11 protein-coding genes are annotated in these 15164 nt (G+C 66.1%); all 11 read left to right on the top strand.

The annotated features are described in order from the left end of the window. The first annotated feature begins 30 nt into the window (after positions 1-30). The 11 genes from EJP69_RS21965 to EJP69_RS21910 all read left to right on the top strand — a co-directional run bounded on the left by EJP69_RS21965 (position 31) and on the right by EJP69_RS21910 (position 15090). On the top strand, positions 31-1212 hold the full coding sequence (locus EJP69_RS21965) for a fumarylacetoacetate hydrolase family protein (protein WP_126472486.1): 1182 nt from the start codon (positions 31-33) through the stop codon (positions 1210-1212). Positions 1213-1363: 151 nt separating this feature from the next. Further along, positions 1364-2470, top strand: coding sequence for a type VI secretion system protein TssA (gene tssA / locus EJP69_RS21960; RefSeq protein ID WP_126472485.1), 1107 nt, complete (start codon positions 1364-1366; stop codon positions 2468-2470). 70 nt (positions 2471-2540) lie between these two features. Then, the gene (tssB, locus tag EJP69_RS21955) at positions 2541-3110 is read left to right on the top strand and encodes a type VI secretion system contractile sheath small subunit (RefSeq protein ID WP_093206771.1); all 570 of its coding nucleotides are present in this window, start codon (positions 2541-2543) and stop codon (positions 3108-3110) included. Between the two features lie 30 nt (positions 3111-3140). Beyond that, entirely contained in the window at positions 3141-4649 is a 1509-nt protein-coding gene (gene tssC / locus EJP69_RS21950) for a type VI secretion system contractile sheath large subunit (protein ID WP_093206772.1), read from the top strand. Between the two features lie 49 nt (positions 4650-4698). Then, positions 4699-5181 carry an Hcp family type VI secretion system effector gene (locus EJP69_RS21945; protein WP_019658414.1) on the top strand — a complete coding sequence of 161 codons (483 nt, stop codon included), beginning with the start codon at positions 4699-4701 and terminating at the stop codon, positions 5179-5181. A gap of 123 nt (positions 5182-5304) precedes the next feature. Continuing rightward, the gene (locus EJP69_RS21940) at positions 5305-6168 is read left to right on the top strand and encodes a type VI secretion system accessory protein TagJ (protein ID WP_093307493.1); all 864 of its coding nucleotides are present in this window, start codon (positions 5305-5307) and stop codon (positions 6166-6168) included. Positions 6169-6241: 73 nt separating this feature from the next. Further along, positions 6242-6769, top strand: a complete 528-nt coding sequence (gene tssE, locus EJP69_RS21935) for a type VI secretion system baseplate subunit TssE (RefSeq protein ID WP_093206963.1) — start codon at positions 6242-6244, stop codon at positions 6767-6769. Further along, the gene (tssF, locus tag EJP69_RS21930) at positions 6769-8640 is read left to right on the top strand and encodes a type VI secretion system baseplate subunit TssF (protein ID WP_093206774.1); all 1872 of its coding nucleotides are present in this window, start codon (positions 6769-6771) and stop codon (positions 8638-8640) included. The genes tssE and tssF overlap by 1 nt, the downstream gene beginning before the upstream one ends. Continuing rightward, positions 8637-9863, top strand: a complete 1227-nt coding sequence (gene tssG, locus EJP69_RS21925) for a type VI secretion system baseplate subunit TssG (RefSeq protein ID WP_093206775.1) — start codon at positions 8637-8639, stop codon at positions 9861-9863. Before tssF ends, tssG begins: the two co-directional genes overlap by 4 nt. 124 nt (positions 9864-9987) lie before the next feature. Further along, entirely contained in the window at positions 9988-12726 is a 2739-nt protein-coding gene (tssH, locus tag EJP69_RS21915) for a type VI secretion system ATPase TssH (protein ID WP_126472484.1), read from the top strand. 21 nt (positions 12727-12747) lie between these two features. Then, positions 12748-15090 carry a type VI secretion system Vgr family protein gene (locus EJP69_RS21910; protein WP_093206777.1) on the top strand — a complete coding sequence of 781 codons (2343 nt, stop codon included), beginning with the start codon at positions 12748-12750 and terminating at the stop codon, positions 15088-15090. Positions 15091-15164: the final 74 nt, after the last annotated feature.

Here is a 15164-nt window from a genome sequence, read left to right as displayed (position 1 = left end):
GCGCACACCCATCCACGGAGACACCACGCCATGCCGCTCGATCTTTCCATCTCTTCCAGCCTGCCCCGCGACGCCGAACGCGCCACCCTCGTCGGACGCCTCTGGCAGCCCGGCGTCGGCCCCGTGCTGGTGGCCGTTCACGAAGGTGGCCTGCACGATCTGTCGAAGCTCGCACCGACCATGAGCGATCTGCTCGAAGGCAAGGAAGCGCCTGCACAGGCCGTTCGCCGCGCGTTGCAGGGTGCACCGCGCATCGCGGCGCTCGATGAAGCCCTTGCCAACAGCGACGAGACCGCGCGCGACACCGGCAAGCCCTGGCTGCTCGCTCCATGCGACCTGCAGGCCGTCAAGGCCAGCGGGGTCACATTTGTTGCGAGCCTGCTCGAACGCGTGATCGAGGAACAGGCGCGCGGCGATGCGTCGAAGGCGGAGGCCACGCGCGCAGCCATCGGCAGCGTGCTCGGCGACAACCTCGCGGACATCGTGCCTGGATCGCCCGAGGCAATGAAGGTCAAGGAAGTGTTGATTGCGCAAGGTGCCTGGTCGCAGTACCTCGAAGTCGGCATCGGCCCCGATGCCGAGATCTTCACCAAGGCACCGGTGCTCTCCGCCGTGGGCACGGGCGCGGACGTGGGCATCCATTCGGGCTCCGTGTGGAACAACCCCGAACCCGAGGTCGTGCTCGCCGTGAACAGCCGCGGCAAAACCCTCGGCGCCGCGCTGGGCAACGACGTCAACCTGCGCGACTTCGAAGGCCGCAGCGCGCTGCTGCTGGGCAAGGCGAAGGACAACAACGCCTCCTGCGCGATCGGCCCTTTCATACGCTTGTTCGATGAGCACTTCGGCATCGCGGACGTGCGCCGCATCACCGTTGCACTGGAAGTGACGGGGCCGGAAGGCTTCGTGCTTGAGGGATCGAGCTCGCTATCGAAGATCAGCCGCGATCCGCTCGACCTCGTGTCGCAAACCATAGGAATAAATCACGCTTATCCCGATGGCTTCATGTTGTTTCTGGGAACGATGTTCGCTCCGACACAAGACCGTCACGGGCCTGGGCAAGGATTCACCCACGTCGTGGGTGACCGAGTGCGCATTGCCGCACCGGAACTCGGCGCACTGGTCAATCGCGTGGTGCACGCGGACAAGGCGCCGATGTGGACTTTTGGTATCAGTGCGTTGATGCGCAATTTGGCTGCGCGCGGATTGCTGTGATCAGCATGTAGTCGTTCCGTTTGAGTTTCAAAAGGAGCTGTACTCCTTAGTGATTCATTCGCGTTCCGTAGCAATTTGTTGCTGTTGACCGCGCCACTTGTTCCCCTCAAGATTAGTGCTATCAAGTAACGGTTGAACGAGGGAGCAGAGGTTGGCGCAAAGCGAGATCGATCTATTGCAGGTGCCTGTAGAGGGCCCGCTGCCTTGCGGTGAAGACCTGGAATACGACCCCGATTTCATGGCGTTGCATCAGGCTACGGCGGGCAAGCGCGAGCAGCAATTCGGCTCAACGATCATTCCCGCCGAGCCGCCCGATTGGGCTCGCGTCGAGCGCATCGCGAAGCAGTTGTGCATGCGCACGCGCGACCTGCGAGTGCTGGTGCCGCTCACGCTGGCATGGACCGAGAACCGTGGCTTGCCAGGCTATGTCGAAGGACTTCAACTCGTCGACGTGGTGCTGCAGAAATTCTGGAACGACGTGCATCCGCGCGTCGTCGATGGCGACTTCGAGGACCCGCTGCCGCGCATGAATGCGCTGGCCGCGCTGGCCGAAGCCGAGGGACTCGGACGCAGCGTGCGCGATGCACGGCTGGTCGACGACGGCGGCGCATCGATGAGCCTGCGACAGGTCGAGGCCTTGCTCGATTCGAGCAAGACCGACCATCAGATCGATTACCCGGGCGGCATCGGCCGGCTGAAGGACACGGTGCGGCGCGCACAGGAAAAGGCGGCGCCTCCGGTAGTGGCGTTGCGCGCGGCACTCGACTTGCTGCAGCGCATCCGCGAGACCTGCGAACGCGCGCTCGGCCAGAGCTGGGCGCCCGACTTCTCGCGGCTCGAGCGCTCGCTGCGAACCGTGGCCCAACTGCTGCCGGAGCAGGTACAGGCGGAAGAGGCAGTACCCGGTGAGGCCCACCCGGGAGACGGCGCGCAAGGGATCGACGTCGCCGCAGCGGTTGCGAACGGTGCGGCTTCGGGGGCAGCAAAGGCCGCAAATGGCGGTGCGGGCCTACGTCCGGTGCTCATTAAGGATATTGAAATATCGAGCCGTGAAGATGTGCAGGTGTTGCTCGAAAAGGCTTGCCAGTTCATGGAACGAACGGAGCCCAGCCATCCGGCACCCATGCTCATCCGCAGGGCGCAGCGGCTGCTGGACCTGAACTTCTTCCAGATCATCGAAGAGCTCGTGCCCGAGGGTTTGCAGAAGATAGAAAGTCTTGCAGGACGGCCGTTGAACGGCGGAAGCCAGGCCGAATAACACGAACGACAACGCGCACGCAGGCTGACGGGTTCGCACCCGCACGCATTACAGATTCAAGAGGAAGCTTATGGCAGACAACCGTGTCAGAAACAGTGGTCAGAAGTTCATTGCGCGCAACCGCGCGCCGCGCGTGCAGATCGAGTACGACGTGGAGATCTACGGCAGCGAGCGCAAGATCCAGCTGCCCTTCGTGATGGGCGTCATCGCCGATCTCGCGGGCAAGCAGGTCGATCCGATGCCCGACATCGCCGAGCGCGAGTTCATGGCGGTGGACATCGACAACTTCGACGACCGCATGAAGTCCATCAAGCCGCGCGTCGCCTTCCAGGTGCCCAACACGCTCACCGGCGAAGGCCAGATGAACGTCGACATCACCTTCGACAGCATGGACGACTTCTCGCCCGCACGCATCGCCCGCCAGGTCGGCGCGCTGCAGCAGCTGCTCGAGGCGCGCACCGAGCTGGCGAACCTGCTTTCGTACATGGACGGCAAGAACGGCGCGGAACAGCTGATCGCCCAGGCCCTGCAGAACCCCGGGCTCCTGAAGTCGCTGGCATCGGCGCCCAACCCGGCCGTTGCCAAGGCGGTGGAAGCCGCGAACGAAAAGGCCGGCAATCCCGGCACCTCTTCCGAGTAAGCGCGAGCAGCAGCAAGGACCGCCACCATCATGAGCACCGCCCCCAAACAGACCACCGCGCGCGCGCCGGCTTCCGTCGAGACGCTGGAGCCGAACGAGTTCTCGAACCTGCTGCAGCGCGAGTTCAAGCCCAAGACCGACCAGGCCCGCGAGGCGGTGGAGAACGCCGTCAAGACGCTGGCCGTGCAGGCGCTTGAAAGCACCGTCACCGTCTCCAACGATGCCTACCGCACGGTGCAGGCCATCATCACCGAGATCGACCGCAAGCTCTCCGAGCAGATCAACCAGATCCTGCACCACGAGGACTTCCAGCAGCTCGAAGGCGCATGGCGCGGCCTGCACTATCTCGTGAACAACACCGAGACCGACGAGCAGCTCAAGATCCGCGTGATGTGCGCATCGAAGCGCGAGATCGCGCGCTCGCTCAAGCGCCACAAGGGCATCGGCTGGGACCAGAGCCCGCTGTTCAAGAAAATCTACGAAGCCGAGTACGGCCAGTTCGGCGGCGAGCCTTTCGGCGCGCTGATCGGCGACTTCCACTTCGACCACAGCCCGCCCGACGTCGAGATGCTCGGCGAGATGGCCAAGATCGCCGCGGCCGCGCACTGTCCCTTCATCGCGGGCGCGTCGCCCACGGTGATGCAGATGGACTCGTGGCAGGAGCTCTCCAACCCGCGCGACCTGACCAAGATCTTCCAGAACACCGAGCACACCGCATGGCGCTCGCTGCGCGACTCGGAAGACGCGCGCTACATCGGCCTGGCCATGCCGCGCTTCCTGGCGCGCCTGCCCTACGGCGCCCGCACCAACCCGGTCGACGAATTCGAGTTCGAGGAAGAAACCGACTCGGCGGCGCACAACCGCTACACCTGGGCCAACTCGGCCTATGCGATGGGCGTGAACATCAACCGCTCGTTCAAGCAGTACGGCTGGTGCACCTCCATCCGCGGCGTCGAATCGGGTGGCGCGGTCGAGAACCTGCCCACGCACACCTTCCCGACCGACGACGGCGGCGTCGACATGAAGTGCCCGACCGAGATCGCCATCAGCGACCGTCGCGAGGCCGAGCTCGCCAAGAACGGCTTCATGCCGCTGGTGCACCGCAAGAACTCCGACTTCGCGGCCTTCATCGGTGCGCAGTCGCTGCAGCTGCCGGCCGAGTACTACGACGCCGACGCCACGGCCAACGCGAACCTCGCGGCGCGCCTGCCGTATCTCTTCGCCTGCTGCCGCTTCGCGCACTACCTGAAGTGCATCGTGCGCGACAAGATCGGTTCGTTCCGCGAGCGCGAGGACATGGAGCGCTGGCTCAACGACTGGATCATGAACTACGTCGACGGCAGCCCCGGCACCTCGTCGCAGGACACGAAGGCAATGAAGCCGCTGGCGGCGGCGGAAGTCCAGGTGGAAGCCATCGAGGACAACCCCGGCTACTACGCCGCCAAGTTTTTTCTCCGGCCGCACTATCAGCTCGAAGGGCTGACGGTGTCGTTGCGGCTGGTTTCGAAGCTGCCATCCAACAAGAAGGACAGCAGCTAATCCAACGGCGTCCCGGAATCGGGCGCAAATAACTCTGGGGGTTTCAATCATGGCAGTAGACATGTTCATGCGCGTTGAAGGCGCGAACGGCGAATCGAAGGACTCGAACCACAAGGAGTGGACGGACATCAAGTCGTTTGCGTGGGGAGCAACGCAGCCTGGAAACATGGTCAGCGGCGGTGGCGGTGGCGTTGGCAAGGCCAGCTTCAACGACCTGCAGGTGCTCGCGCGCATCGACAAGGCGGCACCGTCGGTGCTGAAGAACTGCGCCAGCGGCAAGCACCTGAGCAAGGTGGAGGTATCGGTCTGCAAGGCGGGGGGCTCGCAGATCGAATACACCCGCGTCACGCTCGAAGAGGTACTGGTGACCTCGGTGCAGTACACGGCCGAGCAGGGCTCGGACGCGGTGTTCGTTCAGTACGCATTCCAGGCCGCCAAGGTGAAGCAGCAGTACTGGGAACAGACCGACAAGGGCGGCAAGGGCGCCGAGACGGTTCTGGCCTGGAACATCAAGGAAAACAAGGAAGCCTGATCCTTTTTCCCGATGCGCGGCCGGCCCACGGGCCGGCCGTGATTTTTTTCCCGACGGCCTCCACGGCCGTCCTTCGCACACAGGCCTTCGCGCCGTGTGCCAGCCAGTCAGCGAGGAAGCTTCATGGGCGATGGGTTTGCAGTACTGGGCGAGCGCTCGGTGGCGGAGCACACCGAATGGGTACAGCGGCAGATTCGCGCCAATCCCCAGAATGCCAGCCTGCGTCTTGCGCTGTGCCATTTCTTTGCACTGCGCGGCGATTGGCAGCGGGCCGAGGACCAGCTCAAGCTGGCCACCAAGCTCGATCCCACTTTCACACCTGCCAGCGTCACCTGTTCGATGGCGCTCGCGGGCGAGCGCCATCGCAGCGACTTCTGGTCGGGCGGGCGCGCACCGGCCATCGTCAGCGGCAACGCTGAATGGGTCGAACAGCTGATCGCCGCGGCGGCCCTGCCGGCCGACCGTGCCGATGAAGCCGCCGCCCTGCGCGAGACCGCGCGGCAGACGGCCCCCGCATTGCACGGCGCCATCACCAGCGTCGACCGCTCCGACTCGCGCGCAGCGCAGGCGCTTGACGGCGAGCCGGTGGAGCGCAGCAGCTTCGAATGGCTGTGCGACGGCGACGTGCGCATCGGCGCGGTCTTCGAGCTGCTCACGCCCTCGGGCTATGCATGGCTGCCCCTGCCCGAGGTGCGCCGCATCAAGTTCTCGCGTCCGCAGCACCTGGTCGACCTGCTGTGGGCGCCCACCGAGTTCGAGCTGCACGACGGCCGCGCACTCAACGGCCTGGTGCCCGTGCGCTATCCCGGCCAGCTCGAAGGCCTCGACGACGAAACCACGCTGGGCCGCCGCACCGACTGGCTGCCGCTGTCCGGCGAAGACCAATACGCGGGCCTGGGCCAGCGCACGCTGATCAGCGAGGCCGGCGACCATTCGCTGCTCGACCTGCGGCTCATCGAGTTCTCGCGCGAGGGCGCAGCTGGATGAGCGCCGTGCAGGCCCTTTCCAGACAAGCTCGTACCGCAGCGCGAAGCGCGGAGATTTCCGAATGAGCAGCATGATGGACACCGACGGCGACCAGCAGGAAAGCGTCGCGCGCGACCGCCTGCAGCCGGTGCTGCTCGACCGCCTCACCGACAAGGCGCCGCAGACCCGGCAGGAGCGCGCGGGCGCCTTCCTCATGAGCGGCAGGCTGCTGCGCGACTCGGTGCTGCGCGACCTGCAATGGCTGCTCAACACCACCAACTTCGGTACCGAGCACGACATCAACACCATGCCGCGCGCGCGGCGCTCGGTGCTGAACTTCGGCGTGCGCGGCTGGGCCGGCGGGCGCATGTCGGAGGTCGACTTCGCTGACGTCGAGGCGGCCATCCGCGCGGCCATCATCGACTTCGAGCCGCGCATCATGAAGGACAGCATCGACGTGCGCTGCGTGACCGACGCCACCGACCTCGAACACCACAACCTGCTCGCGCTGGAGATCCGCGGCACGCTGTGGTCGGTGCCGTACCCCATCGAGTTCATCCTGCGCTCCGAGCTCGACCTCGAGAGCGGCCACATGGTCCTTCGGCCCACCGGAGGCCTCTGATGGACGCGAGGCTGCTTGACTATTACAACCGCGAGCTCACGTACATGCACGAGCTCGGGGCCGAGTTCGCGCAGCGCTACCCAAAGATCGCGGGCCGCCTCGGCATGCGCGGCATCGAGGTCAGCGACCCGTACGTGGAGCGCCTGCTCGAAGGCTTCAGCTTCCTCACCGCGCGCATCCAGCTCAAGATGGATGCCGAGTTCCCGCGCTTCTCGCAGCGGCTGCTCGAGGTGGTGTACCCCAACTTCCTCGCTCCGCTGCCCGCCATGGCAGTGGTGCAGATCGACGGCAACCTCAACGAAGGTTCGCTGAAGGCCGGCTACGAGCTGCCGCGCCACACCATCCTGCGCGGGCGGATGATCAAGGGCGAGCAGACCGCCTGCGAATTCCGTACCGGCCATGCCGTCACGCTGTGGCCCATCCGCATCGCCGAAGCCGGCATCGGCCCGGTACCGGCAGAGATCGCGCACGCGATGCCGATGGTCGCGCGGCAGGCGAAGAGCGCCATCACCATCAAGCTCGAGGCCGTGGGCGGCGCGCGCTTCGCGGACATGCCGCTCGACCGGCTCGAATTCTTCCTCTCGGGAGCCGAGCTGCACGCGCTGCGCGTGCTCGAGCTCGCCACGCACCACAGCATCGGCGTCGTGTGCCGCAGCGGGCCGGGAACCACGGCGCGCATCGTGCCGCTGGGCGACGAGGCCATCAGGCACGAAGGCTTCGAGCCCGACCAGGCGCTGCTGCCCTACGACGCACGCTCGTTCCAGGGCTACCGCCTGCTGCACGAGTACTTCGCGTTCCCCGACCGCTACCTGTTCTTCAGCGTGAACAAGCTGCGTGCGGCGGCTGCGGCCATGGGCGGCACAACGATGGAGATCGTGATCCTGCTCGACCGTGCCGACGCCGACCTCGAGCGGCTGGTCGATGCCAAGCATTTCTCGCTGTTCTGCACGCCCATCATCAACCTCGTGCCGCGCCGCAGCGACCGCATTCCGGTCGGACCGGGCCAGCACGAGCACCACGCGGTGATCGACCGCACGCGTCCGCGCGACTTCGAGATCTTCACCGTCGAGCGCGTCACGGGCCACATGGCCAACGGCTCGGAGGAGCGCGAGTTCCGACCCTTCCTCGGCTCCTTCGCGGCCGACGACGGCGACTTCGGCGCGTACTTCTCGCTGCGCCGCGAGCCGCGCCTGGTGTCGGACCGCGCGCGCGCCCAGGGCACGCGCACCAGCTACACCGGCAGCGAGGTCTATGTGTCGCTGGTCGACCAGCACGACGCGCCGTTCCCGCACACCCTGCGGCACATCACGCTCGATGCGCTATGCACCAACCGCGACCTGCCGCTGCTGCTGCCGACCGGGCTCGAATCGGACTTCACGCTGCGGGTGTCCGCGCCCGTTCGCTCCATCCGCATCCTGCGCGGACCCTCGCGGCCTTATCCGGCTCTGGCCGAAGGCGCGCTCACGTGGCGTCTCATCAGCCATCTCGGACTCAACTACCTGAGCCTCACTGACGTCGACCCGACGCAGGGCGCCGCCGCTTTGCGCGAGATGCTCGACCTGTACGGCAACCTCGCCGATCCGTCGGTGCGCCGCCAGATTCAGGGCGTACGCTCGATGGCACTGGCACCGGTGTTCCGCCGCCTGCCCGAGCCCGGCCCGATCGTGTTCGGGCGCGGCGTGGAGATCGCGCTGAAGATCGACGAGGTCGCGTTCTCGGGCGCGAGCCCGTATCTCTTCGGCGCGGTGCTGGAGCAGTTCTTCAGCCGGCACGTGTCGCTCAATGCCTTCACCGAGTTCGCGCTGTCCAGCCTTCAGCGCGGCGAGATCGCGCGGTGGACGCCGCGCGTGGGACGCCGCCCCGCCGTATGAGCGAAACCGGCTTCACCGACGCAGTGCAGCGCCAGCAGCAGGCCGATGCCGCTGAAGGTGCAGTGCTGGACGCGGCCGAGGCGCTCGTTCACGAAACCGCGCTGCCGGCGGAACCAGTCGCACAGGCGCCCGCGCGCGGCATCCCGCAGGCCGACCCCGTGCTCTGGGCCAAACTTGTCGAGCAGCCCTTCGAGCACGACCTGTTCATGCTGCTGCGCCGGCTCGACGCGCAGGCCAACCATCCGCTGCTGGGTCGCGCGCCGCGCCCGCTCGACGAGCCGCTGCGGCTGGGGCAGGAGCCCTCGATGGCCTTCGCGCCATCGAACGTGTCGGGCGTCGATGTGGACAGCGACGGCCCGCCGCGCATCTCGATCTACGGCTTCGGCCTGTTCGGCCCCAACGGCCCGCTGCCGCTGCACCTGACGGAGTACGCGCGCGAACGCAAGCGGCATCACGCCGACAACACCATCAGCGCGTTCGCCGACCTGTTCCATCACCGGCTGATCCTGCTGTTCTACCGGGCCTGGGCCGATGCGCAGTCGGTCAACAGCCTGGACCGCACCGACGGCCACCGCTTCGTCGACTACGTCGCCAGCCTCATGAACATGGGGCAGCCCGGCCTCAAGGAGCGCGACCGCATCGCCGACCATGCGCGCACCTTCATGGCGGGTCATCTCGTGCGCCAGACGCGCAACCCCGAGGGCCTGATCCAGATCCTCAGGCTCTACTTCGACGTGCCGGTGCACGTCGAGGAGTTCGTGAGCGACTGGGTGATGATCGACGAGCGCCAGGTCAGTCGCATCGGCCTGCTGGGGCGCAACCACCGGCTCGGCGGCGGCGCCACCATCGGCCTGGCCGTGCGCGACGCGCAGAGCAAGTTCCGCCTCGAACTCGGTCCGCTCTCGCAGGAGGAATACCGCGAGTTCCTGCCCGGCAGCAAGCGACTGCAGCAGGTGGTCGACTGGGTGCGCCAGTACGTCGGCATCGAGTTCGCGTGGGAGCTGCGGCTCGTGCTCAAGAAGGAGGACGCGCACGGCATGCGGCTCAACAGCAACCAGCGACTCGGCTGGGGCAGCTGGCTGGGCACGCGCATGTCCGACACCGACGCCGGCGACATGCTGTTCCAGCCCGAAGCATTGTTTTCCCGTTCCGCATCGGCGGCTCCTACCGATGCATCCCTTACCCGGTCTTCCGCGAAATCGCGCGAGATGCCCACGATATGACTGCATCACGGTCTTTTCGGGAGACACCGTGGAACCGGCTTTGCCGGGCCACCGGTGTTGCCCCCTGCAAGGGGGTTGGCGTAGCGACACGAAGTGCGCGAAGACTGGGGGTTAGCTCCAACTTATGACCGACATTCGCCGCGTCTCTCTGTTCTCCAAGCTCAATCCGATGCTCTACAAGGCATTGGAGACCGCCACCGCCTTCGCCAAGCTGCGCGGCAATGCCTACGTCGAGCTGGTGCACTGGCTGCACCAGATCCTGCAGCTGCAGGACAGCGACATGCTGCGCATCATCAAGCGCGCGGGGCTCAACCTCGATGCCGTCGAGCAGGACCTGGTGCGCGCGCTCGACCGCCTGCCGCACGGCGCCACTTCGATCAGCGACATCTCCGAGCACGTCGACAACGCCGTCGAACGCGCGTGGGTCTATGCGAGCCTGCGCTTCGAGGCCACCTCGATCCGCGGCGCCTACCTGCTCGCGGGCATCATCAAGACGCCGGGGCTGCGGCAGGTGCTCTCGGGCATCTCGCGCGAGTTCGACAAGATCGTGCCCGACGTGCTGGTGGCGCAGCTGGCCTCGTGGACCGAAGGGTCGCCCGAGGACGACTTCGATGCCGCTGCGTCCGGTCCGGCCGGCGGCGCGCCCGCCGCGGCGCACCACCAGGGTGACGGTCCCGCTGCCGGCGGCTCCGCACTGGCCAAGTACGCGAGCGACCTCACCGCCAAGGCGCGTGCCGGCGAGCTCGACCCGGTCTACGGCCGTGACGACGAGATCCGCCAGATCATCGACATCCTCATGCGCCGCCGCCAGAACAATCCGCTGCTGACCGGCGAGGCCGGCGTCGGCAAGACGGCGGTGGTCGAAGGCCTGGCGTCGCGCCTTGCGTCAGGCGAGGTGCCGCCTTCGCTGAAGGACGTGTCGCTGTGGGTGCTCGACCCGACGCTGCTGCAGGCCGGTGCGGGCGTGAAGGGCGAGTTCGAACAGCGGCTGCGCCAGGTGATCGACGAAGTCGAGAAGAGCCCCAAGCCCATCGTGCTTTTCGTCGACGAAGTGCATACGCTGGTGGGCGCGGGCGGCCAGGCCGGTACCGGCGACGCGGCCAACCTGCTCAAGCCTGCGCTCGCGCGCGGGCGGCTGCGCACCATCGGCGCGACCACCTGGTCGGAGTACAAGAAGTACATCGAGAAGGACCCGGCCCTCACGCGGCGCTTCCAGACCATCCAGGTGCACGAGCCCACCGAGCCCAAGGCGGTGCTGATGCTGCGCGGCATCTCGGCTGAACTGGAGAAGCACCACGGCGTGCTCATCCTCGACGCCGCGCTCGAAGCGGCCGTGAGCCTGTCGCACCGCTACATTCCCGCGCGCCAGTTGCCCGACAAGGCAGTGAGCCTGCTCGACACGGCGTGCGCGCGCGTCGCGCTGAGCCAGCATGCGCTGCCAGCCGCCATCGAAGACCTGCAGCGCCGCATCGAGGTGCTCGGCATCGAGTCGGGCATCGCGGGGCGCGAGGCCGCCATCGGCGTGGGCGAACACCAGCGCGTGGAAGACATCGCGGCCCAGGTCGCACAGGCGAAGGCTGAACTCGAAGTGCTGGAGAAGCGGCGCGTGGAAGAAAGCACGCTGGTCGAGCGCATCGTCGCGCTGCGCAAGCAGCTCTCGCCGGCGGCCGTGCCGCAGACGCAGGCCGAGGCATCGGACGCCGATGCTGGCGAAGCAGCGAACGTCGACGTGGACCCCGACACGCCACCCACCGAACCGGAACGCACGCCCGACGAGATCCGAGCCGAGCTCAACGAGGCGCAGGACAAGCTCTCGCAGCTGCAAGGCGAATCGCCGCTCATCCTCGCTGCCGTCGACGCGCAGGCCGTTGCCACCGTGGTGGCCGACTGGACCGGCATCCCCATCGGCCGTATGGTGCGCGACGACGCGCAGTCGGTACTCAAGCTCGGCGAGATCCTTTCGGCCCGCGTGGTCGCGCAGCCCGATGCGCTGGAGACCATCTCGCGCCGCATCCGCACCGCGCGTGCACGGCTGGACAACCCCAACAAGCCTGTCGGCGTGTTCCTGCTGTGCGGACCCTCGGGCGTGGGCAAGACCGAGACGGCGCTGGCGCTTTCCGAGGCGTTGTACGGCGGCGAGCAGAACCTCGTCACCATCAACATGAGCGAGTTCCAGGAGTCGCACACCGTCTCCACGCTGAAGGGCGCGCCGCCCGGCTACGTGGGTTATGGCGAAGGCGGCGTGCTCACCGAGGCCGTGCGCCGCAGGCCCTACAGCGTGGTGCTGCTCGACGAGATCGAGAAGGCGCACACCGACGTGCACGAGATCTTCTTCCAGGTCTTCGACAAGGGCTGGATGGAAGACGGCGAAGGCCGCCACATCGACTTCCGCAACACCGTGATCATCATGACCTCCAACGTCGGCACCGACCTGGTCATGCAGCTGTGCGAAGACCCGACCCTGCGCCCCGACCCCGAGCCGCTGGCCGCCGCACTGCGCGAGCCGCTGCTCAAGGTGTTCGCGCCCGCGCTGCTCGGCCGCCTCGTTGTAGTGCCTTATTACCCGTTGCACGCCGAGGCATTGCACCGCATCATCCGCCTCCAGCTCGATCGCATCGCGACGCGCCTGCAGGCGAACCACGGCATCGCACTGGCCTACGACGACAGCGCCGTCGAACTCGTCGCACGCCGCTGCACCGCCATCGAATCGGGCGGCCGGATGATCGACGCGATCCTCACGCACACGATCCTTCCGCGACTGAGCGAGGAAGTCATCGGCGCCACCGTCAGTGCGCGCAAGCTGAGCGGCGTGCAGCTGAGCGCTGCGGGAGACGACTTCCGCTACGAGTTTTCCGAAGCCTAAGAAGTACAAGGAGACAACCCCATGGCCAGAGTCGTACGAGCCCACACACCGCTGGATGAAAGCCAGCTGCTGTTTCGCTCGATGCGCGGGACGGAGGGGTTGTCACAGCTGTTCGAGTTTGAAGTCGACCTGCTGAGTCCCGATGCCGGCATCGACCTCAAGTCGATGCTCGGCAAGCCGCTGGTGCTCGAGATCCAGACGGCCGTGGCCGGTTCACCGCGCTTTCTCAATGGCCAGATAGTGCGTTTTGCGGCGGCAGGACGTGAGGGCGGCACCTCGCGCCACACGGTCTACCGCGCCACTGTGCGCCCGTGGCTCTGGTACCTGACGCGTTCGAGCGACAACAAGATCTTCCAGGACAAGTCGGTGGTCGAAGTCATCGAGGAGGTGTTCTCCGACTACGGCTTCGCCTATGAGAACAAGCTCTGCGAGAACTACCGGCAGTGGGAGTACTGCGTGCAGTACAACGAGAGCGACTTCGCCTTCGTGAGCCGACTCATGGAGCTCGAAGGCATCTACTACTACTTCAAGCACGACAGGAATCAGCACACGCTGGTGCTGGCCGACGACCTCAGTGCGCACGAGCCGACGCCGGGGTACGAGACCGTCGACTACTTCGCGGCAGACCGAGACATCAGCGAGGATCTGGAGGTCATCCGCGAATGGCAGCCCAGCGAAGAGATCCGCTCGGGCAGCTACACCGTCAACGACTTCAACTTCACCACGCCGAAGGGCGACCTTTCGAACGTGCGCGCCCAGCCGAGGCAGCACGACCACGCCGACCACGAGATATACGAATGGCTCGGCGACTATCCGTCGCCGGGCGACGGTGAGCACTACGCGCGCGTGCGGCTGGAAGAAGTACAGGCCCTCGCGCAGCGCAGTGCGGGCCATGCCACCGTACGCGGCATGGCGCCAGGCTACAGGTTCAATATGCGCAATTCGCCGCGCGGAGAGGACAACCAGGAACACTTGGTCGTTGCCGTTTCGTACGGCTTGCGCGAAGGCGGCTATGCGAGCGGTGCTGAGCCGGGTGAATACGATTTCAACTTCGTGGTGCAACCTACAGCGCTGCCGTTCAGGGCACCGCGCCAGACACCGCTGCCGCGCACGGGCGGACCGCAGACGGCGACGGTGGTAGGGCCCGAAGGCGAGGAGATCTGGACGGATGAATACGGTCGGGTGAAGGTGCAGTTTCACTGGGACCGGTATGGCCAGAGCAACGAGAACAGCTCGCGCTTTGTGCGGGTGTCGCACATCTGGGCGGGGGAGAGGTTCGGGGGAGTGTTCACGCCGCGCATCGGGCAGGAGGTGGTGGTGGACTTCATCGGCGGCCGGGTGGACCGACCGGTGATCGTGGGGCGCGTGTACAACGCCGACCAGATGCCGCCGTTCGCGCTGCCGGGCGAGGCGACGAAGAGCGGGGTGGTGACGCGCTCGAGCAAGGGCGGTTCGCCGGCGAACGCGAATGCGCTGGTGTTCGAGGATGCGATGGGTGCGGAGCAGATCCTGCTGCATGCGGAGCGCAACCTGGACACGGAAGTAGAGGCGGACGAGACGCACACGACGGGAGCGACGCGCACGACGCTGATCAAGGGGCACGAGTCGGCGACCTACGAGTCGGGCGAGGAGCGGCATATCACGGCGGGAGCAGTGGAGACCATTGACGGTGGCGAGGAGCGCACGGTGACTGGGGGCGCGACGGAGACGGTGACGGACGGCGAGAAGCGCACGATCACGGGCGGCGCGACCGAGACGATCACGGGGGGGGAGACCCGCACGGTGAACGGCGGCATCGTCGAGACCGTCAACGGCAGCGTGCAGCTGACGGTGAACGGCAGCACGATCCGGCTCGTGAGCGGCTCGGATATCCGCATCGTGGGCGGAGGGCGCATCGAGATCGTCAATGCCGTCGACACGAAGATCGTCCTCGGCCCCGACACGACCGTCGTCACTGGTCCCAAGATCGTGGACGCGCCCACGATCGTGCACAACGCCACCAACTACACGCTCAACACGAGCAACTACACGTTGAATGCCGATGTGATCGTCTACAACGTGCCGGACCACACGGTGAATACGGACAACCATTTCCACTGGCGCGAGAAAAACTATCACGCGTCATGGGTGAAGAAGTCCCAATTCACGGCGCAGGCCTACGACATCTACGCAATCAAGGTAATGCTGTCAGTGACGACCTTCACTTCGCTCAACGGGATCTTCGTCAACATGGCGGTGGTCAACTCCAACGAGAACATCTGGCAGAAGAAGATCGCGTTCGCCGATCTGAAGATCGTGGGCAAGCATCTGTCGAAAGGCGCTCTGCGCTTGGCCTACGGGGCGTTCTGGGTCCGCGGTAACTGAAGCGTTGGACGCGACGAAGAAGAACTCTTCGTCGGCTTCCGGGAAAAGGGCAGGAGAAGGAAAAGAGCACAAGG

Source organism: Variovorax gossypii, assembly GCF_003965815.1.
In the GTDB taxonomy this organism is placed as follows: domain Bacteria; phylum Pseudomonadota; class Gammaproteobacteria; order Burkholderiales; family Burkholderiaceae_C; genus Variovorax; species Variovorax gossypii.
The sequence above is the reverse complement of the archived record's forward strand: the minus strand, read 5'-3'. Positions and strand labels throughout refer to the sequence as shown.

Excerpts from the sequence above, each read along its gene's own strand:
- tssC (WP_093206772.1), top strand. The coding sequence starts at position 3,141 with ATGAGCACCGCCCCCAAACAGACCACCGCGCGCGCGCCGGCTTCCGTC.
- tssH (WP_126472484.1), top strand. The coding sequence starts at position 9,988 with ATGACCGACATTCGCCGCGTCTCTCTGTTCTCCAAGCTCAATCCGATG.
- tssF (WP_093206774.1), top strand. The coding sequence starts at position 6,769 with ATGGACGCGAGGCTGCTTGACTATTACAACCGCGAGCTCACGTACATG.
- EJP69_RS21940 (WP_093307493.1), top strand. The coding sequence starts at position 5,305 with ATGGGCGATGGGTTTGCAGTACTGGGCGAGCGCTCGGTGGCGGAGCAC.
- tssE (WP_093206963.1), top strand. The coding sequence starts at position 6,242 with ATGGACACCGACGGCGACCAGCAGGAAAGCGTCGCGCGCGACCGCCTG.
- EJP69_RS21910 (WP_093206777.1), top strand. The coding sequence starts at position 12,748 with ATGGCCAGAGTCGTACGAGCCCACACACCGCTGGATGAAAGCCAGCTG.
- tssB (WP_093206771.1), top strand. The coding sequence starts at position 2,541 with ATGGCAGACAACCGTGTCAGAAACAGTGGTCAGAAGTTCATTGCGCGC.
- EJP69_RS21965 (WP_126472486.1), top strand. The coding sequence starts at position 31 with ATGCCGCTCGATCTTTCCATCTCTTCCAGCCTGCCCCGCGACGCCGAA.
- EJP69_RS21945 (WP_019658414.1), top strand. The coding sequence starts at position 4,699 with ATGGCAGTAGACATGTTCATGCGCGTTGAAGGCGCGAACGGCGAATCG.
- tssG (WP_093206775.1), top strand. The coding sequence starts at position 8,637 with ATGAGCGAAACCGGCTTCACCGACGCAGTGCAGCGCCAGCAGCAGGCC.